This is a genomic window from Lactobacillus sp. XV31L (assembly GCF_059900865.1).
Genome location: NZ_JBWXGC010000003.1, coordinates 39886 through 65130 on the forward strand (window position 1 = coordinate 39886; position 25245 = coordinate 65130).

The 25245-nt window shown below is 44.3% G+C and carries 18 protein-coding genes and 1 other RNA gene; 17 read left to right on the top strand and 2 right to left on the bottom strand.

Features of this window, described 5'->3' with window-relative positions; translation table 11 throughout:
* Window positions 1-10: 10 nt before the first annotated feature.
* From AC2JF7_RS02745 to nth, 7 genes are all read left to right on the top strand, one after another.
* Window positions 11-3475 (top strand): PD-(D/E)XK nuclease family protein, encoded by a 3465-nt coding sequence (locus AC2JF7_RS02745; protein ID WP_500726866.1) that lies wholly within the window; start codon window positions 11-13, stop codon window positions 3473-3475.
* Window positions 3476-3477: 2 nt separating this feature from the next.
* A complete protein-coding gene (gene addA, locus AC2JF7_RS02750; RefSeq protein ID WP_500727126.1) occupies window positions 3478-7092 on the top strand; it encodes a helicase-exonuclease AddAB subunit AddA in 3615 nt (1204 codons plus the stop codon).
* A gap of 15 nt (window positions 7093-7107) precedes the next feature.
* Window positions 7108-9900 carry a helicase C-terminal domain-containing protein gene (locus AC2JF7_RS02755; RefSeq protein WP_500726868.1) on the top strand — a complete coding sequence of 931 codons (2793 nt, stop codon included), beginning with the start codon at window positions 7108-7110 and terminating at the stop codon, window positions 9898-9900.
* A gap of 49 nt (window positions 9901-9949) precedes the next feature.
* Window positions 9950-10366, top strand: a complete 417-nt coding sequence (locus AC2JF7_RS02760; protein WP_500726870.1) for a hypothetical protein — start codon at window positions 9950-9952, stop codon at window positions 10364-10366.
* A 66-nt stretch (window positions 10367-10432) separates the two neighbouring features.
* Entirely contained in the window at window positions 10433-11731 is a 1299-nt protein-coding gene (gene asnS / locus AC2JF7_RS02765; protein ID WP_500726873.1) for an asparagine--tRNA ligase, read from the top strand.
* A 70-nt stretch (window positions 11732-11801) separates the two neighbouring features.
* Window positions 11802-12446, top strand: a complete 645-nt coding sequence (locus AC2JF7_RS02770; RefSeq protein ID WP_500726875.1) for a DnaD domain protein — start codon at window positions 11802-11804, stop codon at window positions 12444-12446.
* A gap of 1 nt (window position 12447) precedes the next feature.
* Window positions 12448-13077, top strand: coding sequence for an endonuclease III (nth, locus tag AC2JF7_RS02775; protein WP_500726877.1), 630 nt, complete (start codon window positions 12448-12450; stop codon window positions 13075-13077).
* A gap of 562 nt (window positions 13078-13639) precedes the next feature.
* On the opposite strand, the gene AC2JF7_RS02780 is transcribed toward nth, so the two are convergent.
* Both AC2JF7_RS02780 and recU read right to left on the bottom strand, forming a co-directional pair.
* Window positions 13640-15952 (bottom strand): transglycosylase domain-containing protein, encoded by a 2313-nt coding sequence (locus AC2JF7_RS02780; protein ID WP_500726879.1) that lies wholly within the window; start codon window positions 15950-15952, stop codon window positions 13640-13642.
* Window positions 15953-15955: 3 nt separating this feature from the next.
* Entirely contained in the window at window positions 15956-16573 is a 618-nt protein-coding gene (gene recU, locus AC2JF7_RS02785; RefSeq protein WP_500726881.1) for a Holliday junction resolvase RecU, read from the bottom strand.
* A 69-nt stretch (window positions 16574-16642) separates the two neighbouring features.
* Between recU and AC2JF7_RS02790 the strand changes: the two genes are divergently transcribed.
* The 10 genes from AC2JF7_RS02790 to AC2JF7_RS02835 all read left to right on the top strand — a co-directional run bounded on the left by AC2JF7_RS02790 (window position 16643) and on the right by AC2JF7_RS02835 (window position 25245).
* The gene (locus AC2JF7_RS02790) at window positions 16643-17209 is read left to right on the top strand and encodes an SLOG family protein (RefSeq protein ID WP_500726883.1); all 567 of its coding nucleotides are present in this window, start codon (window positions 16643-16645) and stop codon (window positions 17207-17209) included.
* 92 nt (window positions 17210-17301) lie between these two features.
* Window positions 17302-17736 (top strand): DivIVA domain-containing protein, encoded by a 435-nt coding sequence (locus AC2JF7_RS02795; protein ID WP_500727128.1) that lies wholly within the window; start codon window positions 17302-17304, stop codon window positions 17734-17736.
* 26 nt (window positions 17737-17762) lie between these two features.
* Window positions 17763-18127, top strand: an RNA gene (rnpB, locus tag AC2JF7_RS02800) — RNase P RNA component class B.
* 67 nt (window positions 18128-18194) lie between these two features.
* Window positions 18195-19322, top strand: a complete 1128-nt coding sequence (locus tag AC2JF7_RS02805; RefSeq protein ID WP_500726885.1) for a THUMP domain-containing class I SAM-dependent RNA methyltransferase — start codon at window positions 18195-18197, stop codon at window positions 19320-19322.
* Window positions 19319-20536 carry a metallophosphoesterase family protein gene (locus tag AC2JF7_RS02810; protein WP_500726887.1) on the top strand — a complete coding sequence of 406 codons (1218 nt, stop codon included), beginning with the start codon at window positions 19319-19321 and terminating at the stop codon, window positions 20534-20536. Before AC2JF7_RS02805 ends, AC2JF7_RS02810 begins: the two co-directional genes overlap by 4 nt.
* A gap of 12 nt (window positions 20537-20548) precedes the next feature.
* The gene (locus tag AC2JF7_RS02815; protein ID WP_500726889.1) at window positions 20549-20884 is read left to right on the top strand and encodes an acyltransferase; all 336 of its coding nucleotides are present in this window, start codon (window positions 20549-20551) and stop codon (window positions 20882-20884) included.
* Between the two features lie 255 nt (window positions 20885-21139).
* Window positions 21140-22816 carry a formate--tetrahydrofolate ligase gene (locus tag AC2JF7_RS02820; RefSeq protein ID WP_500726892.1) on the top strand — a complete coding sequence of 559 codons (1677 nt, stop codon included), beginning with the start codon at window positions 21140-21142 and terminating at the stop codon, window positions 22814-22816.
* A gap of 9 nt (window positions 22817-22825) precedes the next feature.
* Window positions 22826-23287 carry a signal peptidase II gene (gene lspA / locus AC2JF7_RS02825; protein ID WP_500726894.1) on the top strand — a complete coding sequence of 154 codons (462 nt, stop codon included), beginning with the start codon at window positions 22826-22828 and terminating at the stop codon, window positions 23285-23287.
* Window positions 23280-24185, top strand: coding sequence for an RluA family pseudouridine synthase (locus AC2JF7_RS02830; protein WP_500727130.1), 906 nt, complete (start codon window positions 23280-23282; stop codon window positions 24183-24185). Before lspA ends, AC2JF7_RS02830 begins: the two co-directional genes overlap by 8 nt.
* A gap of 4 nt (window positions 24186-24189) precedes the next feature.
* The gene (locus AC2JF7_RS02835) at window positions 24190-25245 is read left to right on the top strand and encodes a carbamoyl phosphate synthase small subunit (protein WP_500726896.1); all 1056 of its coding nucleotides are present in this window, start codon (window positions 24190-24192) and stop codon (window positions 25243-25245) included.

Sequence of the window (25245 nt, forward strand, 5' to 3'; positions counted from 1 at the left end):
AAGAGAACAAATGATCAAGATTTTAGTCGGCCGGCAGACGGATCGCCTGCAAGAAAAAATTCTAGAGCAGGCAGTTGCAAACTACCAAAAGTTGCCTGAACATGAAACCTTCGTCATTGTCCCTAATCACATTAAGTTTACCACAGAAGTACGGGCAATAAACAGACTGGCAGTCAGTCAAAAAGATACTGAAGCCGCAGTTAAAAATCTGCAGGTCCTGTCTTTTTCCCGACTAGCCTGGTTTTTCCTAAAAGATGTAGAAAATGGCCTGCCTAACCAGCTTGACAGTGCGGCAGCGGCAATGCTGCTGGCCAAGATAATCGAGCAAAACCAAGACCACTTGCATTTGTTCAAAAGTATTACGCCAGGTCTGGTTAAGCAGCTTTATGAAACCATTTTGCAAGTACGCGAAGGAAACATCGACCTTGGCGACTTGGATGAAAGCAGTATGGACCTGGAAACCAAGAACAAGGTGGCAGATCTCAAAGTTATTTACGATGCCTTTATTGCAGAAATTACCGGTAAATTTTCTACAACCAATGAAGTGCAGCTCCAGTTGAATGAGTTCTTAGCGGCAAAAGCTGACCTGCAACAGAGCGATTTTTATTTTTCTGACTTTTCTCACTTTTCGCTGCAAGAGTGTCTGACCATCAAGCTGCTAATGATGCATGCTCATAGCGTTACCCTGGCTTTTAAAACCAAGATTGGCGAAATCAATCCTGATCCTGAACCCGGCGACTATGACTACGTTATTCAAAAAACGATTGGCCAATTGGTCGACTTTATGCAAAAGCGCAATCTCAAGTACCAAGTTGCCAGTATGCCACTTCCAGCACTTTTGACTGACCGTGAGCGGCTGAATGAATTTTGGACAGGAATGGTCACTGATGCCGTTGACCTCAAGCAAGTGCAGCTTGTGCGTGCAGACAACCGCTACGCTGAAGCTTATTTTGTGGCGCGGACAATTTACCAGCAGGTAGCCCTCAGTAACTACCGCTACCGTGATTTTTTAGTCTTGGCACCCAACTTGCATGAATACGAGACTTATTTAACGCCTATTTTCCGGCAAAATCATATTCCTTTTTTCAATGACTTGCAGCAGGAGATGAAGTACCATCCGCTAGTAATCCTCATTGAGAATATTGCCCAACTTTTAACCAAACCTCTCCAATCCGCAAACATGCTGGCTGTGATGAAGACCCGTCTCATAATCCCTAACTGGTATCAGGAGGAATCTTCCTATATTCACGATGTTGATGAGTTGGAAAATTTTGTGTTGGCCCATGGCATTAACCATAATCTCTGGAAGCGGGACCTTGCTACCTTTGTTGCTGCTGATTTGATCCGACTTGACCAAATACCAGCTGAGGTAGCTAAAATCAACAAACTCAAGGATTATTTCGTCAAGCAAATTTCACGTTTATTGGCTGCCATGAGTAAGGAAACCGACCCCCAAAAGGCCATCACGCTTTTTTTCAATTTTCTAACGCGTAATGGCGTATCTGCTAGCCTGGAAAAGTGGCGCTCAACTGCACAAGAAGCAGGTGACTTGCAACAAGCGCGCCAGTCTGAGCAGGTCTGGGACCTGCTCATCACCTTGCTTCATGATTATTTGTTGATTAACCCCGACACTTTTGACAGCGAGCAATTTTTTGCTGTTCTTATTAATGGCTTTAAAGAAGCAGCCTTTGCGCAAATCCCATCTACGATGGATGCGGTCAACCTGTCTGAATTAGGTATTACTCAAGTTAGTGGCTACAAGCAGGTCTTCATCATGGGAGCAAGCAGTACCAGTCTGCCGCAAATCGACACCACACCTGGCTTTTTGAGCACAGAAAACTTGGAAAAGATGAGTGCAAACTTTGGTGAAGATTCGTACATCGAAGACCACCAGCAGCTATCCAACCTGGATCAAGGCTACCAGTTTGGGCTTTCCTTAGCACTGGCAGAAGACAGGGTTTACCTAAGCTATCCAGTAACCACAGTTGATAATGAAGCAATTGAACCCTCGCTGTACTATAACCATTTCAAGCAAGCAGGAGCGCCTGAATTTAACCAGCACAACCTGCCCGCTGCCAAGAAGGACTTGCTGGGCTTCTTAACTAATCCAGAAGCGAGTCTGGGCTATTTGACTTACCTTAGTCGCACTGAAGAAGGGGCAAATGTTGATGACTTGCTTGAGTTGACGCGCAGCCACTTACCGCAAAAAACGGCTGCAGTGCTGGCAGCCAGTCACTTTGTCAATGAGCCCCAAGACATTGGTCCATACCTGGCACAGGAACTATACGGGCCTAACTTGAGTTCATCTGTCTCCCAGCTGGAGACTTTTTATGAAAATTCGTACGAATACTTTTTGAATTATGGCTTGCACTTGCACCGCCGCTTTGAAAACGAATTAGACGTGATCCAAGCAGGCAACTACTTCCATGAGACTTTTGACCGTTTAGTTAAGGAACTAAACAAACGGTCTCTTGATTTAGCAGATATTGATGATGCCGCCTTGTCTAAGCTTCTTGAAGAGGTGCGATCAACAATGCAAGACGAGGCCAAGTACCAGCAGCTGCTCAACGATCCCTTTAACCAGTTCCTATTCAAGTGTCTTGATCACACTACTTCTAAAGTGGCCTCAAATTGGAAGCGGTCTGTTCAAAACACGCCTTTGCGGGCTAAGTATTCAGAGCTGAGCTTTGGACTCGGAGAAGATGTCAAGGGCATTGACTTAAGCCTGCCTAAGCTTGAAGGCAGCCATTACGTGAACCTGCGCGGCAAAATGGACCGGGTCGACTTGGCCACTAAATCTGACCAAAAGGGGATTTTGGGTCAAGTAATTGACTATAAGTCTTCTGCCCAAAAATTCAACCTCGGCCTTTTTTATAATGGGATTGCCTTGCAAATGGTTTCATATCTTGACGTTCTTGCCCATAACCAGCAATTCTTTGCTGGTAAGAAGAAGCTGGACCTCCTTGGAGCATTCTATCAAACTGTCACCAGGCAGACCGAACGTCTGAATAGCAAGGACCTGTACAACTCCAATTTAGAGATTAAACAAGCCAATTTAGATGGACAAGGGCGCTTGAAGTACACGGGAGTGATCAACAATGATCAACTTTTAATGTTGGAGGCTGAACCCCAGCTCCAACATAGCACTGCTTCCAACTTGTATGCAGGAGTCAACACCAAGAAAGATGGCAACTTAAGCTTTCGCGGCAATGCCTTTAGTGATGAGGAGCTAAAGCTGCTGCTTAAATATGACGAAGAGTTGATTAGGGAGGCTTCTAGCCAGATTTTGTCAGGCAAGGTCCAACTTAACCCGTACCGCTACGGCAAGAGCATTAGTGCCTTGTCATACTCTGACTACCGCGATATTTTCTTCTTTGATGCAATGCTCAAGGAGAACAAGTACCACCAAATCAGCAGCCTGACTAAGAAAGAATTACTGGACCGGATTAAAGAAAAACTAGGAGAAGGCGATTAATGATGCCCCGGTTTACGAAGGAACAAGAAAAAGCGGTTAATGACCGTGGCCTGGACGTTTTGGTTTCTGCATCTGCAGGTAGTGGCAAGACTACAGTCTTGGTGCAGCGCTTGCTAGAGGAAATTATGGCTGGAACCGACGTTGACCACTTGCTAGTGGTAACTTTTACCAAGGCCGCGGCCCAGGAAATGAAGGACCGGATCAAGAAGGTCTTGCAGGCAGAATTGACTCATGCGCGCAATCCACACTACCTGCGCCGGCAGCTCAACTTGGTAGATGCGGCCAACATCTCAACCATTGATGCCTTTTGTCTGGATGTTATTCACCGCTTTTACTACGTAATCGACCTCGATCCTAGCTTTAGCATCCTAACTGATGAAACCCAGGCTGAATTGATGCGTGAACGCGCCTTGCACGAAGTTGAAAGCGAATTTCTAGAAGACCAAGATGAAGGCTTTATTGCCTTTTACAATAACTTTGCTGGTGATCGGGACGCTGAAACAGCCCAGGATTTGTTGCTTGACCTATACGATTATGCGATGGCCAAGCCCGATTACCGCAACTGGCTTAAGGGTCTGGCCTCCAAGTATGAAGTTGGTGCAGAGCTAGTTCCTTCTGCAATTTGGCAGGAAAAGATCAAGCCGTACTTAAAGACCACCTTTGCTGATCTCCAAGCAAAAGCAAACCGCCTCTTAGAAGGTCCCATGATGGAGACCAAAGAATTGGCCAAGGTGCAAAAGATGATAGCCCTCTTTGCCCAATCACTAGCCACTTACCTCAAAAGCCTAGAAACCGATGCTGATTATGACGAGCAGCGGGAAAACTTACGCAGTTGCGTTTTTGCTGGCACCATGCGTAAATCTGCCAAATGGGACGAAGATATTCTAGACTTTTACCAAGAATGTCATGACCTTAAAGAGGAAGCGGCTGAACAAGTCTTTACTTCCTTCACTTCTTTTTATGCCAGCAATGAACAAGAACAAGTGGGACTCCTGCAGCGAGCCCAGCAAATCATGAAGGCCATTACTAGCGCTGAACTGGCCTTGATTGACCGCTTCGACCAATTCAAGAGGGCAGAAAACCTGCTCGACTATAGCGACATGGAGCAGTTGGCCTACCAAATTCTCAGCCAAGACACTTCGACTTCCCAGATGGCGCGGTCATTTTACCAGGACAAGTTTACTGAAATCATGGTGGATGAATACCAAGACATTAATGCCTTGCAGGAAAAGATCCTCCAGTTGGTCAAGAAATCAGGCCAAAACAACCTCTTTATGGTTGGCGATGTCAAGCAGTCAATCTATGGCTTCCGGCAAGCTGATCCAAGTTTGTTTTTGCAGAAGTACCAAGAAACGGCCCAAAAAGAAAACACTGGCTCTGAACGCATCCTCTTGTCAGCCAATTTTCGGTCTACTAACCCAGTTATCAAGCTGGTCAATCAAGTTTTCTCCAGTATCCTCACGCCTGACTTTGGCGGCATTGACTACGCCCAAGAAGGGCAGCTGGTTCTAGGAGCAAACTATTATCCTGACCAACTTGCTCATGCGACTGAGTTTATTTACCATGAGCAAGACCAAGAGGAAAAATCAAGTCCAGATGAAGCACAAGAGGTTGATTCTACTGAAATTGCGATGGTAATCAACCGAATCAAGCAGTTCAAAAATGAGCACTTAGAGGTTTATGACGCCCACACTGGCTCTAAGAGACCTTTTAACTACAGTGACATTGCCATCTTAACTCGGAGCCGCAGTGACAACCTAGCAATTATGCAAGAATTTGCCAAAAATGATCTGCCCCTGCTGGTAACAGATGCCAAGAACTACTTTCAGACTCTGGAATTGACAGTCATGATGAACTACCTGCGCATAATTGATAACCCGGACCAGGATATTCCCTTGGTGGCTGTTTTGCGGTCACCCTTGTTCAACTTGACTGAAAGTGACCTGGCTAAAATCAGAATTCACAGCAAAAAAACCAGCTTTTACAGTGCACTAGCAGCATATGTCGCAGTGCATGACCAAGTTGCCCAAAAGGTTAAAGACTTTCTAAACCAGCTGGAAGACTTGCGCCAGTTCGCTACAACGCATCGTATTTCAGAATTAATTTGGAGTATCTATGAACGCACCAGCATACTGGAAATAATGACCGCACTGCCCAATGGAAAACAGCGCCGGGTCAACCTTGAGGCGCTTTATGAGCGTGCTAATTCTTATGAAAGTGCGGGCTTTAAGGGGCTTTACCAGTTTATCAACTTCATTGAACGGATGCGCCGCAGTCAAAAGGACCTGGCCCAGCCACTTCTGAGCAAGGAGGCGGGCAACTCAGTCCGTCTGATGACTGTACACGGATCAAAGGGGCTAGAATTTCCAATAGTATTTTACTTGGGAATGCAGCACCGGTTTCAAACCCGTGACTTGAGTGGCAACTACCTGATTAATTCTGACAATGTCGGATTAACGCTCAAGTGCGACCATTACCGCGCAGACACCTTGCTCAAGGCCGTGGATAATATTGAAAAGAAAAAGCAAATGTTGGAAGAAGAAGCACGCATAATGTATGTGGGCATGACCCGAGCCCGGCAAAAATTGCTTTTGGTTGCTGATTTAAAAAATCTGCCTAAGAGCATGGAGTCCTGGAAGCGAAAATTAAACCGGAAAGGCCAAATGCCCCTAAATGATAAATTAGCTGCTACCAGCCCAATGAGTTTTATCGGTCCAACCATCAAATTTGACCAGCACATAAGTCAGCAGATGGGGGATGTGACCCGGGCGCTTGACGAGGCTGAAGATTTGCTGTTTATCCGCTACCAGGGAGAAGACATTGCTGCTCCTACAGCTAAAAAAGAGCAAGCCCCAGAGCAAGCAGATTTTGCCTTACTGACCAAGAAGGCCCAGGAGCTTTATGACTTCCACTATGCCTTTAAGGATGCTAGTCAAACAACAGCCTACCAGTCTGTGTCTGAAATCAAGAAGGCCTTCAATGATCCACTTGAAGCTGAATTGGAAAACGCCCACCTGTTGACTTCAACCAACCGTTACCTGCAACCGATTGATACCAAACCCGACTTTCTCTTTGAGAGCAAGTTTACTGGTGCCGAAATTGGAACAGCGATGCACTTGCTCTTGCAGTATTATGACTACCAGGGCAGAGGTGATGCAGACCAGCTTGAAGAAGAAATTCAGGATCTAGTCAAGCATCACAAACTTAATCCTGATATTGTGCCTAGTTTAAACATGGACCAAATTGATTGGTTTGTTCATAGTACTTTTGCCCGTGATTTTTGGCAGCAGCCACAAAACTTGAAACGCGAAGTCGACTTTTCTAGTCTGCTTCCAGCCAATCTCTTATTTGCCAACTTTAGTGATCCCAGTGCTAAAATTTTGATTCACGGTACAATTGATGGCTATTTTATTAAAAAGAATGGCATAATACTATTTGACTACAAAACAGACCATGTTGACCTGGATCACCTGGACCAGGCAGTTGCTAAAATCAAGCAGCGTTATACTGGCCAGTTGCGCTTATATGAACGGGCCCTTGAATATTTTTCCAAGCAGTCCGTCACGCACAAGTACTTGATCCTGCTTAATGCCAAACGTGTGGTAGAAGTTAATTAAAAGAAAGGAGGAAAAATGAACACTTTCGCTAAGGAAACTTTCGCTGTCGTTGACCTAGAAACCACGGGTACCCAGCGCGAAGACAATAACCACATTATCCAATTCGGCTGCGCTATCATTAAAAACCTGCAAGTGGTCAAGACATACTCGTTTATGATTAATCCCCATCGAGACATTCCATTGGCGGTTCAAAACTTGACCCATATCCATAATAGCGACGTGGCCAAGCATGAAGACTTTGCCCATTTTGCCCCGCAAATCATTAAAATATTGAAGGGGGCCGTTTTTGTTGCCCACAATGTTAACTTTGACCTGCCATTTTTAAACTATGAGCTAATGCAAAACGGGTATGAAGCTTTAACCAACCGTGCAATTGATACGGTTGAATTAGCTAAGATAGCCTTCCCAACCCAACCTTCATACAAGCTGAGTGACCTAACCAATCAACTGGAAATTAAGCATCTCAACCCCCACAAGGCCGACTCAGATGCCTATGGGACGGCAGAATTGCTGCTGAAAGTTATTCGAAAGTTGCATACCTTGCCCCAAGCAACGCTTAATACCCTCAGCTCCCTAGGGCATGGGTTAACCCGTGACACCTCATGGATTTTTACCACCATTGCGGATGATTTGCGCAAGCAAAAGCGGCCCTTGAATAAGGACTACCGACAAGTGCGCAATCTGGTCCTGCAAAAGCAGCCGACCAAAGTAGGAAAAGAGCATACTAGTCCCAGTGTTGGTTTTGTGAAATCAAACCAGGCCAAGCGCAAACTCTTTAAGGGCAAGATCAATTACCGCCAGCCTCAAGTTGACTTGATTAACCGGATCAATGACTTCATTGGCCAGCCTTCACAGCGAGCACTCTTAATTGAAGCCCCTAACGGCACGGGCAAGACCTTCTCCTACTTGTTTGCCTATGCCTACCGGCTCTATACAAACCGTAAATTAGTAGTGGCAACGCCAACCAAGATTTTACAAAATCAAATTATTAGGCAGGAAGTGCCCCAGTTGCTGCAGGTTACTGGCCTGGATTTAAGTGCAGAGGTGGTTAAGTCGAGCAGCCACTACCTTGACTTGGATGGCTTCTACCATAGTCTCTACCAGGGGACCAGCAACAAGATGACGTTGATTTTGCAGATGCGGATCTTAGTCTGGTTGACCGAAACCCGGACGGGAGACCTGGATGAATTGCAGCTGACCACTTATCGTGCGCCTTTGTTTACCCAAATTAGTCATCCTGGGGATGCACGAGTTGCCAGCAACTTTGCCGATGTCGATTTTTGGAATCTGGCCCGACAACGACAAGAGCAGGCAGATATTTTGATTACTAACCATGCCTTTTTAGCCAATCATTATAATGACATGATCTGGGGACAAAACCCTTACTTAGTGATCGATGAGGCCCACCGCTTCGTGGACAACGTCATCAATTCGCGCAATGATTCCTTCCAGTTTGAATCCCTTTGGGGCGTTCTTAATCACTTGCGCAACTTGCTATATTACGCCGATGACAGTGTATTTAGCCAGTATGGCAATGATGTGCAGTTTAATTTTTTACTAGAAAAGCTGAACCCAGCGATTTTAGAATTGATTCATATGCTTAACCAGCTGCAGCGTTTGCTCAGTTCAAAGCGAAAGCAAGCATTAGGACAAAACATGCTGCCTAACGGCAATATGCTGCTTAGTTTTCAAGCCGCTGCCTTATTTCCCCAAAAGGGAAAGTTCAGGTCCAAGCTTACTGTCTTTCAACGCAAACTAGAAGATGTGCGTCAACAAACAAACCAGATTTTGTTTAAACTTGATAATGAGACTGATAATTCCAGTGTTGACCGTGATGCCTTTATGGGTGATTTAACCGAACAGATTGACCGGTTAGACTTCTACATCAGCAAGGGCTACCAGTTGTCTGACCTCTTGCACAAGAAGACCAGCATGGAGCAGGTTGGCTTTATTGTCACTTTAACAGACCCGCAAGATCCCTTAAGTGCCAACTTAAGCTGGACGATGCTCGACGCTACTAGCGAATTAAAGCAAATATATGACCGCTTCGACCATATTTCCTTTGTGAGCGCCACATTGACAAGTGAAAAAGATTTTGCCTTCACGGTAAAGCAACTTGCGTTAACAGACCTAGAACCGCAAGAGTATATTGGAAGCAGTACCTTCAAGCTGGATAAGCACTTGAAAGTTTTAGCAGTAAAAGACCTGCCGGACAGCAACAGTCCTCGCTACGATAAAATTCTGGCCCAGATCTTGGAAAATGACCTAAGTCAAAAGGACCACGTCTTAGTATTAATGACTAACTTAGAAAAAATTCGGGACGTCTTTAGGATGATCTTGAACTCTCCAAGTTTACGTGACTTTGAGATTTTAGCCCAGGGCGTTTCCGGGTCCAATACCCGCATTACCAAGCGTTTTGCCATTGCCAAAAAAGCACTTATTCTAGGTGCTGACAGCTTCTGGGAGGGGATTGACTTTCACGAGTGCAGCGTTGACTTGGTGATTGCAGCCAAGCTGCCCTTTGAGTCGCCAGACCAGCCAGAAGTTAAATTGCGGCAAAAGCAGCTGCAAGATCAAGGGATTAATGTCTTTAATGCCGATACCATGCCGCGGGCGATTATTCGCTTCCGGCAGGGAATGGGGCGCTTAATCCGGGGCGAAAACGATCAGGGGCAATTTTTACTCTTGGATTCGCGCATCTGGACCAGGGAGTATGGTAAAGTATTCCTAGATGCAATCCCGGTAAAAGCCAAAAAGATTACTTTAAAAGAATTACGAAGCAAGTTGAATAATTATGATAAAAGATGATACGCGCCAGACATTAAAATTCCTGGCCTGGTTGCTTATAGCAATAGTAGTGCTGTATTTGGCAACCCTAGCTGTTTTTTACAAGGCCAGCAATCCAGTACGCAGCGAGACTCGGTCGTTGAACAATATAGCTGTCCAAAAAACACCAATTAAGCACATTACTAAAAACTACCACTTGGACCGCGGGGTCAATAGTTATGCTTTAGCAGGACAAGCTAAGGACCATACCCGTTATTACTTTGTTTACCTGCCTGGAAGTAAACGGGGACACTTGTTTTTAGCCAGTCAAGGTGTGAGCGAGACCCAAGTCAGGCGGCAATTTACAGCTAAAAGTCCGGACCGACAGGTGGTTAAGGTTAACTTGGGCTGGTACAAGAAGGGCCCGGTATGGGAAGTTGCTTCTAAAGACGTCGTTGGCAACTTTTACTATCAGCTATATGATTTTAAAAATGGAAAATCAATATGAGGTCGCTAATTAGATTTTTTTTTGGTATCATTGATTTGATACAATATGGGAAGTGGTACAAAAAATATGACAGAATTAATTTCAATTGAGGATTGCTCTAAGCACGTTGACCAAGAAGTCAAAATGCATGTTTGGTTAACTGACAAGCGGTCAAGTGGTAAAATAGTTTTCTTGCAGCTTCGTGACGGAACTGCCTTTTTCCAGGGAATTGTGCGCAAAAACGATGTTTCCGACACCATTTTTGAAAATGCCAAGACTCTGCACCAAGAAGCTAGTTTCTATATCACGGGGACAGTCCATAAGGATGAACGGTCTCACTTTGGCTATGAAATTCAAGTTTCGGACTTGGAGCTAGTAACTAATAATGAAGGATACCCAATTGGCAACAAGGAACATGGCATTGAGTTTTTGCTTGATCACCGCCACTTGTGGCTGAGAAGTCGTCGTCCTTTTGCTATTATGCGCATTAGAAATATTATTTATAAGGCCACGGTAGACTTTTTTGAAGGCGAAGGCTTTGTAAAATTTGACGCGCCGATTTTTATGCATTCCGCACCTGAAGGTACGACTGAGTTGTTCCATACCGAATATTTTGGAGGCGACGCATACCTGTCTCAATCCGGTCAATTATATGGTGAAGTAGGCGCTGAAGCATTTGGCAAAATCTTTACTTTTGGGCCAACTTTTAGAGCTGAAGAATCTAAAACGAGACGGCACCTAACCGAATTTTGGATGATGGAGCCTGAAATGGCTTGGATGCACCAAGATGAGTCTCTTGATCTTCAGGAGCGGTTCTTGTCCTATGTAGTTAAGCAGGTATTGGATAATTGCCAGTATGAATTAGAGCTATTAGGTCGTGACCCGCAAAAGCTGGCCCCAGCCGCTCAAGGCAACTATGTTCGTTTGTCATATGATGACGCCGTTAAGATGCTGCAAGAAGATGGACGCGACTTCAAGTGGGGCGATGATTTTGGCGCTCCGGATGAGGCCTTTATTTCCGAGCAATTTGACCGGCCGTTCTTCATCGTCAACTATCCAACTGCAATTAAACCCTTTTACATGAAGAAAAACCCAGATAATCCCAAGGAATATCTTTGTGCTGATGTGCTGGCACCTGAAGGATACGGGGAAATCATGGGCGGATCAGAACGTGAAAGCGACTATGAGACCTTGAAACAACAAATTGAAGCAGCTGGCCTGAACATCGATGACTATAGCTGGTACATGGACCTACGCAAATACGGCAGCGTACCGCATTCCGGCTTTGGCATGGGCTTTGAGCGCGTGATTGCTTGGGTCTGCCAACTTGACCATGTTCGCGAAGCCATCCCATTTCCAAGGATGATTAACCGGGTTAAACCATAAGACCCAGGCAAAACAGATTAAAAAGTTGAACTAAGTACTTAGTTCAACTTTTTTTAAAGGGGAGAATACTGTGCACTACAATGACTACCGTGCTTTAGGCTTTACAACTTTATCAAATGGCCTGCTGGCTTATTATCCGCAGCTCAAGCTCAGTGACGCTGAAGTGGTTTTAATTATTCAGCTTGAGGCATATGCACAAGCTGGAGAACATTTTCCTTCCAATGAACAAGTAGCTGCCAATACGAACTGGTCAGCTATCGAGGTGGCGAGCTTGATTCAAAACTTGATTGAGCGCAAGTATCTTAAAATTGACCAGGTAACTGATATCCAGGGGAGGATTGGCAATAGCTACAATCTGGACCAACTCTATTCTGAGCTAGATAAACTCTTGGCCAAAAATGTGCACCCTGAGACAAGTTCAACAAGTACAGATAATTCAGCAAGCAGTGAGCTTGACAACAGTCCGCTAAACCAGCTATTGCGCCAATTTGAAATTGAGTTTGGCCGCTATCTTAGCCCGATTGAGCGTGAAGAAGTAGCCTCTTGGCTTAATGTGGACCATTATCGCCCAGAATTGATCAAGTTAGCCCTGCGAGAAGCGGTCTTAGCCCAGGCATACAGCTTGAAATATGTAGATCGTATCCTACTAAATTGGCAGCGCCATAACCTAACAACAAGTGGCGAAGTCCAAAAGTTTTTGCAAAGGAACCGGTAAAATGCCCGAAGAAAAACTATTGAGTACCAAGGCAGCACGAAAAGTGCTAAGAACGATTAACCAGATGTACCCTGATGCTAAAAGCGAACTTGTGTGGGACAACAAGTTTCATTTGTTGTGTGCTGTTTTAATGAGTGCCCAAACTACAGATAAGATGGTAAACAGGATCATGCCAGGCTTTATCGCAGACTATCCAGGACCTCAAGAATTGGCCGCAGCATCAATTAAGGAGATTGAAGACCACATTGCCCAAATTGGCCTTTATCATTCGAAAGCCAAGCACTTGAAAGCAACCGCTGAAATATTAGTCAACAAATACCATGGTGAAATCCCGCCAGATAAGAAAATATTGGTTACTCTGCCTGGTGTAGGCGAAAAGACGGCCAATGTAGTTTTGGCCGATGGCTATGGTATTCCCGCAATTGCTGTTGATACTCATGTTGCACGTATTTCCAAGCGCTTCCATATTGTGCCACAAAATGCTAAGCCATTACAGATCGAAAAAAGATTGGAAGAAATTTTGCCGCCTGAAGAATGGATCCACACCCACCATGCAATGATCCTATTTGGTCGCTATTCAATGACAGCACGAGACAAGGAAGATCCATACACCTACTTGAAGCAGAAATAAAATTTTCTGTATTTATCGGGTACAAACAGACCACAGCTTTTGCAGCTATGGTCTGTTTGTTTTCAGGACTATTACTAATTAATGTATCCAATTTACCGAAAAATATATAATTGTTGTGATATAATCAACTTTTGTAAAGCGTTTCCAGCAGCTTTAGCATTTTTTGCTCCAAGTCTAGACTGCAGGTGGCAGCAATACCACTAATTCTTCTATATCGAGCAGTTAGCTATTCAAAGCGATCGCCGTATAGATGATAAGCTGCTTTCTCCTGATCATCAAGACCCCTCGGACAAGCACTAGCTAGGTGGAATATTTTATTAAGATAATTAAAAGAATAACGGTGGAGACGCGATACTCCTAAATGCTCTCATGTTCATGGGAGCATTTGGCTTTTGGTCAAGCTGCAAAAATTCATCTAAAAGCAAGGCTTGTGGACGCCCAAGTCTTGCGCATGCTTTAAATTAAAATTTTAAAACAGAAGGCACTTATCTTGGTAAAAGCAGACAATCATAAGCAAAAAGGGCCCTAGCTTGGATATAAGCTAGGGCTCTTTTATATAATCTTAATGATCTTGTTTGCTGCCAGAGGAGTCATTATTTTGTCCACTAGTACCGCCTGAATCATGCTTGTTTTCGCCACTGTTTGCATTGGGTTTTTCAGTACTGTCAGTTGGGTCGCCTGGTTGGCCCTTGTCTTTGTCTTTGGCATCCTGGTTTTTAGCACTGTCTTTATTGCCCTCGCCTTTTTGGTGGGTAGAAGTAGACCGACTGCCAGGTGCATTATTAACTGCATTTGAACTGCCATTTGACCAGCGGTCATTTTCATCATAATCGCTATTGTCATCAACAATTCCCGCTGGGGCATGGCCACGGACGAACAACTGCCATTCACCCGTTGAAGACACTTCCGGCGGATTAGAATTGCGCGCAATTCTTGTTCTAATAACTGAATTTGGTTTTTGCCAGTCAACATTTTCCTTGTTGCGCATCAAGTATGCCATCATGTTCTTATAAAAGAGTTGAGCCGATTGTTGACCAATCCCCGAAATGGTTCCGTCCTTTAGGTTATCGTAACCAGTCCAAATGCCGATAGCATAACTTTGCGTATAGCCAACAAACCAAGAATCCTTTGGCGTAGAAGCATAGCCTGGATAACGGGCCAGGTCTTGGTCTGAGTACTTGACTGAGCCCGTCTTGCCTGCCTGGTAAAGGCCACTAATTTGAGCATTTGTTCCAGATCCGCGCTTAATGACCCCCTTGAGCATATCCGTAATCATGTATGCCGTTGATTGACTCATCACACGGATGCCTGCAGAATCGTAGTTTCTAGTTAGACCATCAGGTGTTTCAATCTTAGAGACAAACTGCGGTTTATGGTATACCCCCATCGTGGCAAAGGCACTGAATGCACCAGCCATCTGCAGGCTTGAAGCCTGAGCACCAATTGCAACTGAAAGACCAGAATCTTTGGGAACATTGATGCCAACTTTACCGGCAAACTTTGCAGCCCGCTTGACGCCAACCTCATGCAGCGTTTTAACAGCAGGGACGTTGCGTGACTGCTCCAAGGCATGACGCATGTTCATCATTCCTTCATACTTGTTGTCCCAGTCATAAAGCTGGACATTGGTGCCTGGGTATACATACTTGCTATCATCGAGCATCTTGGCCGTGGACCAGTTTAAATATTCAATTGCTGGTGCATAGTCTAAAACTGGCTTGATAGATGAACCTGTAGACCGGCTCGTTTGGACAGCCCGGTCAAGACCCAGCTGGACAGAAGAGGGAAGGTGGCGGCCGCCTAAAATAGCTACCACGTGCCCATTTGTTGGATCAACAACTGTAGCTCCAATTTGCATCTGTTCATTCGTAAACGGTACTTGACCGTTATTAGCTAGCTCATATAGCTTGTTTTGTGCTTTTTGGTCAATATTGAGCGTGATTTTCAAGTTGTCGCGGTATGGGTCAAAGCCCTTGTCCTTAACCTCAGAGATAGCCTCTTTGATATAGGGATCATTTATTCGGCGCAAGTTGGATTGCTTTCTTTGGTTGTGTCGCTTGAGTCCCTTTTTAACGCTTTCCTTTTTGGCTTGATCGTATTGGGCCCGCGTGATTTTTTTGTTGTCCAGCATGGCCTTCAAGACAATATTGCGCCTGTACTTGGCATATTTAGGGTAAGTATATGGGTTATATGCTGTCGGGCGGTTGGGCATCCCAGCAAGAAGGGCAGTCTGAGCCAGACTTAGTTCACTGATTTTCTCACCATAATAATAATCGGCCGCAGTCCCAATTCCGTAATTGCCATAGTTCATGTAGACCTTGTTAATATAAAATTCCAGGATCTCATCACGCGAATACTCGCGTTGAATACGCATTGCAAGCCAGGCTTCCTGGGCCTTGCGCCTAAGTGTTCGCTGACTTGCATCAGTTGAAAAGACCGTCAATTTAACCAGCTGCTGCGTAATGGTTGAACCACCGGCGGAAATACTCTTGCTCTTGGCATTGGTCAGCATCGAAGCGAGAATTCTAATAGGATCAATTCCCAAGTTATCCTGATAAAAGCGCTTGTCTTCAACTGAAACAACTGCATCCTTTAACAGCTGCAAGTCCGGGCTATCCTTAACATAAATTCGCTTGCCAGACCCAAGTGCCATTATGAACTTGCCACTAGTGGTATAGAAGCCCGTTGACCCACCACTTTCAAGTTCGGCGCGACTAATGCTGGGTGCATCTTTGGCGTAGTATGCAAACAGACCAACACCTGATAGCAGCAACAAAAAAACAGCCAAAAATAGCCATTTTACTACACGCCGCCACAAGGGTTTAGGCAAGTTTTTCCGATAATTTTGTCGTGATTTTTGTTCTTTATTCGCCATTGTCTAATTCCTATCTGCAATAAATTGATCCACTGCTTTCAAGTACGGCAGGGTAGGCTGAAATCCGTTAGGGATCTCAATTGACCATTCTTCCACTTCTTTCAGCGTGATCGAACTTTTGCCTTTAGTCCACCATGCCTTGATAATAGCACTGGCTGGACTGACAAAGTACCGGTTCAAGCTGGTAAAGCCAATAATTGTAAAGCATATTCCTTTTTGCTTCAAGCATTCTGCTAGGTGAACAATTTGGTGCTCATGAAAATTCTTTAGCGGAAAGTTGGTTTTGTTTTTGGTTTCCTTAGCTTCAAAGTCGAGGTAATAGCCCTGATATACGCCATTATAGTCTGTTGTTGACTCTTGGCGAAAGTAGGCCTCCTTAATTACGGCTTTAGACCGTTTAGGATAGTCAACTTTCACAATTTGGATAGGGGTCGGCTTCTTGTGCACAACAGCAATTTCCTTTACCCGATAATATTTATTTGATTCATTAATCATCTGCTCAAGGGTCATGCCGCGGTCAGAAAAGCTAACATCCTTGCGGTGGTGGCGTTTTTTATCAGCTTCGGGTTCCTTAGCAAATTTACGAAAGGCAGCAGAACTGCCGCTTGGATATTTGACCATCAATTTCACTCCTGCTAGCATTATAGCAATAAAGGAAAAGTTTTTGAACAAGGAGCCATCTCTTTCACTATGCAACGTCTTTGGATTACCGGATACCGCAATTACGAATTAAATACCTTTGGCGACAAGGATCCCAAAATCAAAGTCATCAAGTACGAACTGGAAAAACGAATGACTGTTTTACTAGAAAGTGGGCAACTCGACTGGGTCATTACCGGAGCCAACTTGGGCGTAGAACAGTGGGCTAGTGAGGTAGCACTTGACTTGCGCAAGAGATACCCCTTGCGTGTTTCTATCATTATTCCCTATGAGGAATTTGCCCATAGGTGGAACGAGACTAACCAGGAAAAATTCCTACGGCTGAAAAGCCAAGTCGATTTTTTTGCTGCAACATCTAACCAGCCCTATCAAAGTCCCGTGCAGCTGCGCAATTACCAAAACTTTATGCTGCTGCACACGGACCAGGCCCTGATGATTTATGATACGGAAAGCCCAGGCAAACCTAAGTTTGACTATGATTTAATCAGAAAATACCAAGAAAACAAGGACTATCCTTTAGAATTAATTGATTTTTATGATCTGCAAGATGCAGCCGAGGAATACCAATCCAGTCAAGGGGATGAATTTGGTGAATAATTATAAATCTTTTCCTAAAGTTACTTTTTCTGTTTTAAGCGGGGCTTCTTTTTGCTAAAATAGGGGAGATTGGTAAAGGAGTTGACGTTATGATGGCGGACCTAAATGATGTCCAATTATCCACAGAGGATATTTTAAAAAAACAATTCAAAACAAAAGTCAAGGGGCTTGACCCAGCTGAAGTAGATGCCTTCTTAGATAAAGTAATTACTGATTACGATACGTTCGAACAGATTATTGAAGATTTATACGGGCAGATTGGAAAGCTGCAAGGCGAATTAATGGACAGCCAGCACCATGAAGAAACTGTCCAGATGCAAAGAACCAAAAAGATCGTTCCTGTTGATAGCGCAAAAGCGGTTAAAACATACGCGCCAGATCAACATGATTCTCTTGCAAGTATGACCCAAGACTCGGCTCTGAAGAGCGAAAGTTCTACGAATATGGCCATTATACAGCGCATATCTACGCTTGAGCGCAAGGTCTACAACCTTGAACAGCGAGTTTATGGGTTACAAAAGCAGTAAGCTTTGGTATAATCGTTAATGGTGCAAATTTCGAGCAGTCGCGGTTTGGTCTTGAACCAGGCTGAGGAAAGTCCACGCACGCACGAGCTGAGATGCTGGTAGTGTTCGTATTTAGCCCAATAAGCTAAAGAATTTTTGAATTACGGCGAAAAAAGTGCTAAGTCCTAAAGGGATATGCATGAATATTCTGAAAAGTGCCACAGTGACGAAGCAGCAGCGGAAACGTTGCTGGTGGAACGAGGTAAACCCTGCGAGCGTGCAACCCAAATTTGGTGGGGGCGTCTCAACCTATGGAAATGAACTAAAGGTGAGATTGCTATTACTAGCAAAGATAGATGGCTGCTAAAGGTGATTTTGCCAAGATCACCCGAACAGAACGTGGCTTATAGAATTTTGCACAGGCAGCGTTGAGCTTTTCATAGGGCTCAACGCTTTTTTAGAAAATGAAAGAGTTAAAAATGAAATCATACCAACTTTACACGACCATGGGAGCCGGCTTTGAAAGCGTCGTAGCCAAAGAATTGCAGGCCCTAGGCTATGAAACACGCACTGAAAATGGCCGTGTCTTTTTCACTGGCACGCAAGAAGACATCGTCAAAACAAACTTGTGGTTAAGAACAGCCGATCGAGTTAAAATCCTGCTCAAGGAGTTTAAGGCTATTGACTTTGAAACTCTTTACGACCAGGTTTATGACCTGGATTGGGCAGAACTCCTGCCAGTTGATGCCAAGTTTCCCGTTCAAGGCCGCTCAGTCCGTTCCAAGCTCCACTCTGAACCAGGCATCCAATCAATTGTCAAAAAAGCTATTGTGAATAAAATGTCGGACCAGTACCATCGCCGGGGCTTCTTACCAGAAAGTGGCAGCTTGTATCCTTTAGATATTCATATTTACAAAGATGTAGCCCGTATTTCTCTGGATACAAGCGGGGCTAGTCTGTTTAAGCGGGGCTACCGCATTGAGCATGGCGGGGCACCTTTAAAGGAAAACTTTGCCGCCAGTCTCATCAAGTTAACCCCCTATAATGGCACTCACCCACTAATTGATCCCATGACTGGTTCAGGAACTTTAGCCATTGAAGCTGCACTGATTGGCAAAAATATCGCGCCGGGCAGCTGGCGGGAATTTGCCTTTGATAACTTTGACTGGTTCAATTCCGACTTGCATAAAGAGGCCCTCAAAGAGGCTAAAAGCAAGGTTGTACCATTAGAGCAGCCAATCTGGGCCTGTGATTTAGACCAATCAATTTTGGAAATTGCCAAGTTGAACGCTAATAATGCTGGCGTTTTGCAAGATATTTACTTTAAGCAAGTGGCAGTTAAGGATTTTGCTACAGACCTGAAAAATGGTGTGATCATTGCCAACCCGCCATATGGCAAACGGCTCAAAGACAGAAAATCTGCTGAAGAACTCTATCAGCAAATGGGACAAGCTTTGTTAAAGTACGATGATTTTAGTCAGTACTACCTAGTTGGTGACCCTAATTTTGAAGAGTGCTTTGGCAAAAGGGCAACGAAGAAACGCAAGCTATTTAACGGCAACTTGCGGGTTGACTTCTACCAGTACTGGGCAGGAAAGAAAAAATGATTACCAGTAAGGCAAATGCGGAATTCTGGATAATCACCGACACCCACCTGATTGCTGATAGTCTTCATGATAATGGGGCTGCATTTAGGCAAATACAAAATACGAGTCAGGGCAAGGACTTGGCATACCAAGAACCAGCCCTCAGTGCCTTTTGCCGGCTGGTAAACGAGAAAAAGCCAGCAGCCCTTATCGTTACCGGAGACCTCACTTTTAACGGCGAACTGGTTTCAGCCCAGAAGTTTCAGAAAATATTTGCCAGCTTGACAGATACCAAGTTATTAGTGCTGCCAGGCAACCACGATATTTTTGACGGGTGGGCTCGCGCCTTCAAGGGTAATGACCAGCTGTACACCCAGCAAATTAGTCCCCAAAATTGGCAAGAAACCTTTAAACAGTCATATGATTTAGCATTACAAAAAGATCCTCATTCACTAGCTTATAGTGTCCAGCTTAATTCCCAGTACTTGTTCTTGCTGCTGGATTCCAATATCTATGCAAAAAGAGAGGTGTTGAGTACTCCAACTACGGCAGGTGAGATAAGCGAAGACCAAATCGTTTGGCTTAAGCAGCAGCTTGAATATGCACGACAAGCGCACTTGCAGCCGCTTATGTTTTTGCACCACAACTTGTATGTCCACAACCCTGCAGTCAGCCGCGGCTTTGTCTTGAATAATGCCACAATTATCCGGCAATTGTGCCAAAAATATAATGTCAAGGTCGCTTTTTCCGGCCATATCCATGCCCAAAATATTGCCGGCCCCCAAGACCATACGCCGACTACTGAAATTGTCACTTCAAGTTTTTGTTCATATGACCAGGCTTACGGTGTAGTCCACGTCGGACCTAATATGCTTGCATATGAACGGCATACCTTTGACATGAGCCCCTACCTAACAGGTATCCAAGAGCAGAATTATACGTTGACCCACTTTCATCAATATTTGAAAGAGATTCAATTGCGCAATCTTGCGGGCAACTCAAATACCAAAGACAGTGATTCGCCCCTGCTCAAAAAAGTCAACCAGTTGTTCATTGAGATGAATTATAACTATTTTACTGGTCATAACCATATTTCTAAGGCTGCCCTTGACCAGCTATATGCGTCTGAAGAATATCAAACGCTTGTGGCTGAGCATCCTAACTTTTCTAATTATCTCAAGACACTGTACGATACTAGCAACCACAGCAACTTAGCGGTGAAAATCAACTATTAGAGGAGAACTGCAATGAAAAAAAAACACTTTATTGTTCTAGGACGCGTTGGCCTAACTTACTTCAGCTGGTTGGCCATTATCTTTTTTATTAGCTTGATTTTGGCTTACGAGAGTACTAGCAATTTTAACTGGACAGCAGTTGGCTGTGGCTTGATCTTCTTCCTGCTTTTGGCTTATACCTTTTTGAATTCCTACTGGGACTCGAATAATTTAAAATTGCCTTTCAAAGGCAGAACCACCATTAACCATGCGCCGCGGCTTTTATATCAATGGCATTGGTGCAAAATATTCAAGGTACAGGGAAGTGAACCAGAGCAATACTACTTGCTAAGAATTGTAAAGCCGTAAGGCATAGTCCTGGAGAACTTAGATTAGAATCTTAAATTTGCTAGCAAAAATAATTATCGCCAAGACCCATAGCATAGCTGCTTGAACGGGCCTTTTTCTTTGCTTTCCCTAATCAAGAAAGAGTTAATCCATGCAAAACTTTGTTATAATTGACCTTAGATATTGTAATTAAGAAAGGGTGGCACCTAAATTCTAAAATGAAAAGGCAAACGGTCAAAATGATAGTTTAGATTTATACGGAAAGAAGCATGCGTAATGAAAACAGATATTCAAATTGCACAAGAGGCACACGCATTACCCATTAACGAAATAGCAGCCAAGGTTGGTTTGAGTGCAAAAGATCTTGAACCTTATGGCAATGACAAGGCTAAAATCAACTGGCCGGCGATTAAGTCGATCCGGTCCAACAAGCATTTAGGCAAACTGATTTTAGTGACTTCGATTTCACCAACTCCGGCTGGGGAAGGGAAATCCACGATGACAATTGGTCTCGGGGACGCAATTAACAACCAGCTGCATCAAAAAACAGTGATTGCACTGCGAGAGCCATCAATGGGACCAGTCTTTGGCCTGAAGGGTGGTGCTACTGGTGGTGGAAAAGCACAAGTAATCCCGATGGAGGACATCAACCTTCACTTTACTGGCGACATGCACGCCTTAACTGCAGCAATTGATACATTGGCTGCCCTAGTAGATAACTACATTTACCAAGGAAATGAAGTGGGACTGGACCCAGACCGCATCTTGCTAAAGCACGGTATTGATGTCAATGACCGCAGCCTGCGTAACATTACTATCGGTCAAGGTTCTAAATTCAACGGCATAGAACACAAGTCAAGTTTTGCAATTACGGTTGCCAATGAACTAATGGCTATTTTATGTCTGGCTAACGATATTGCTGACCTGAAGAAGCGGATTGGCTTAATGCTAGTCGGCTACACAAAGGACAATCAGCCTGTTTTCGTTAAGGATTTGGGCTTTGAAGGGGCAATTGCTACCTTGCTTGCCAATGCACTTAAGCCTAACTTAGTACAGACAATTGAGCATACGCCAGCTTTAGTTCACGGCGGACCCTTTGCTAATATTGCTCATGGCGCTAACTCTGTAATGGCTACCAACTTGGCCCTGCACCTAGGAGACTATGTGTTAACCGAGGCCGGTTTTGGTAGTGATCTTGGTGGTCAAAAGTTTATGGACTTTGTCTCCAAGCACTTGGAACGTAAACCTGATGCCAGCATAGTCGTTGCTACTGTTCGAGCTCTCAAGTACCAGGCGGAAGGTACAACCGACCACCTTGACCAAGAAAATCTCGCTGCTTTACGCACGGGTTTTAAAAATCTTGAGCGTCACATGAACAACATGCGCAACTATGGTGTCCCTGTAATTGTCTTGATTAACCACTTTGTGACTGATACGACCAAGGAACTTGATCTTTTGCAAGAACTAATCAAGGAACAAGGAATTGACGTTGCAGTCGTGGACTACCACGAGCAAGGTTCTAAGGGCGGAATTAGGGCAGCCCAGGCCGTAGTTGACCTGGCCAATTCAAACCAAGCCAACCTCACTCCTGTATACCAAGAGCAAGATTCCGTCAAAGACAAGATTGAAAAGATTGCCCGGAAAATATATCATGCCAGCGAAATTGAATATTCTGCCAAAGCAGAAGAGGATATTCGTGAATTAGCAAAGATGGGAAAGGACAAGCTGCCCGTTATTATTGCCAAAACTCAGTATTCGTTTACGGACAACCAGAAACAGTTAGGTGCACCAACCGACTTTACCTTGCACGTTAAGGGGGCAACTCTGAAAAACGGCGCTGGCTTTATCGTGATTACAACCGGTCATGTTTTAGACATGCCGGGCCTGCCTAAGCATCCAGCAGCACTTGACATTGATATTGACAATAACGGAAAGATTAGCGGTTTATTTTAAACTTTAAATATGCAAATTTTATACTTACTTGTTTCCCTAGTAATTGTGCTGGCAGACCAAGTACTCAAAAGCTTTATTGTTCATAATTACGAACTGGGTGAGGTGCATCAGATTATTCCACACCTGTTTTCGTTTACATATGTTCAAAATAACGGGGCAGCTTGGAATATTCTCACCGGTCAAATGGGGCTCTTCTATATTATCAGTGCCGTGGCTATTTTAGTGTGCCTATACTACCTGTTCAAGCAGAAGAAGCCCAGCAAACTATTTAGTTTCGGCTTAGCCCTAGTCTTAGGCGGAATTATTGGCAACTTATTAGACCGCATCCACCTTAAGTATGTGGTTGATATGATTCAAGTGGACTTTATTCACTTCAATATTTTTAATATTGCAGATTCAGCGATCACAGTCGGCATCATCATGGTCTTTATATATGTGCTTCTTCTTGATGAAAGTGAAAAAAATGACTAAATATGAACTCGTTGTCAATGATGAAGAAGGCAGACTAGACAAGATTATTGCTAGTCAAATCACTTCATTGTCACGTACACGCATTAAAGAACTGATTCAAGACCACAATATTTTGGTCAATGGTAAAAAGATTAAGGTCTCATACCAAGTGCAAAAAAATGACCACATTTCTATTGTGGTACCAGCACTCAAGCACTTAGCCCTTAGCCCGGAAGACATCCCCCTTGATATTGTCTATGAAGACAAGGATGTTATCGTGGTTAACAAACCCCAAGGCATGGTGGTCCATCCGGCTGCAGGACACCCTGACCACACCCTGGTTAATGGTCTCTTATATCACACACAGGATCTGGCCGATAGCCCCGAAGGCTTTCGCCCCGGAATAGTGCACCGTATTGACAAGGACACGTCTGGCTTATTAATGGTTGCCAAAACGTCCCAGGCTCGCACTAGCTTAGAATATCAGTTGGCCCACAAAACTAATAAGAGGCAGTATTTGGCTATTGTGCACGGCAATTTTACTGAGGAGTCTGGCATCATTGACGCACCAATTGGGCGGGACCACTATAACCGGCAAAAAATGGCGGTTGTTGAGAATGGTAAAAATGCAGTTACACATTTTACCGTTTTAGAACAATTCACTGGCTATAGCTTGATTTCCTGCCAGTTGGAAACTGGCCGTACCCACCAAATAAGGGTTCACCTGGCCTATATTGGCCACCCCGTTGCAGGCGACCCCTTATATGGCCCACACCGAACCTTGAAAGGACATGGTCAGTTTTTGCATGCCCAAGTTTTGGGCTTTACCCACCCGCAAACAGGCGAGTGGTGCGAATTTTCCTTTGCTCCACCGGCCATTTTTGAGCAAAGGTTGGCTGAATTAAGAGGGAAAAAGTGACGCAATGAAACGATATTTGATTCTTGAAGACGGCAGTTCATTTCCCGGTGAAGGTCTAGGTTCAACGATTATTTCCACTGGTGAACTAGCAGTGCAGACTGGTAATTTTGGTTACCAGGAGGCTCTGACTGATCCAACCAATGCGGGCAAGATTTTGGTTTTCACCACCCCAATGATTGGTGGCAATGGTATTAACGCTATTGATTATGAAAGCATCACTCCCACGGTCAAGGGTATTATTGCCAACGACGTAGCCCGAAATATTTCAGATAGTGACAACTTTCAAGACCTCGATTCTTTTTTAAAAGAGAAACAGATCCCAGCTATTTATAATGTCGATACGCGAGCCTTAGTGCACTGTCTGGCTGAAAACAGGGTAATCAAGGCTTCAATCATGGATACTAATGATGAGCATGCCTTTGACCAGATCAAGGCCCTTGTTTTACCCAAAAATAGGTCAGCAACTGTTTCAACTAAAAATCCATACGCAGTACCCAACGTAGGTAAGACTGTAGCAGTTATTGACTTAGGGCTAAAACACTCGATGTTACGGGAATTGTCGCTTCGAAAAATCAATGCCACTGTATTACCTTATAACGTTTCTGTTCCTGATATCCAAAACTTGCGGCCTGAAGGAATCATAATTTCTGGGGGCCCCGGCAAAGTTGAGGAACTTAGAAATGACCTCAAGCCTATTTTTGATGCCTTCTACAAGCAATATCCGATATGGGGGATTGGCCTGGGATTCTTAGCCCTTAGTGACTACCTCAACTTGGAAATCGTGAGTTTACCTGAAGTATACAATGGAATCAACTATCCGGTAATTGAACAGAATTCAAATCAAATTTGGCAGGTAGCAATGAACATTGACCGGCTTATTTTGCCTAATAGCGTCCAACTTGAAATGGAACGGGCATACTATGATTTACATAGTGAGTTGCTTGCAGGCTTTAGCAATAAGAAGAACAAGTTGATTGCAACTGCCTTCAATGCTGAGGGGTCACCAGGAAGCCTCGATGCAATCAGTATTTTTGATGATTTTGCAAAGATGATGGTGTAG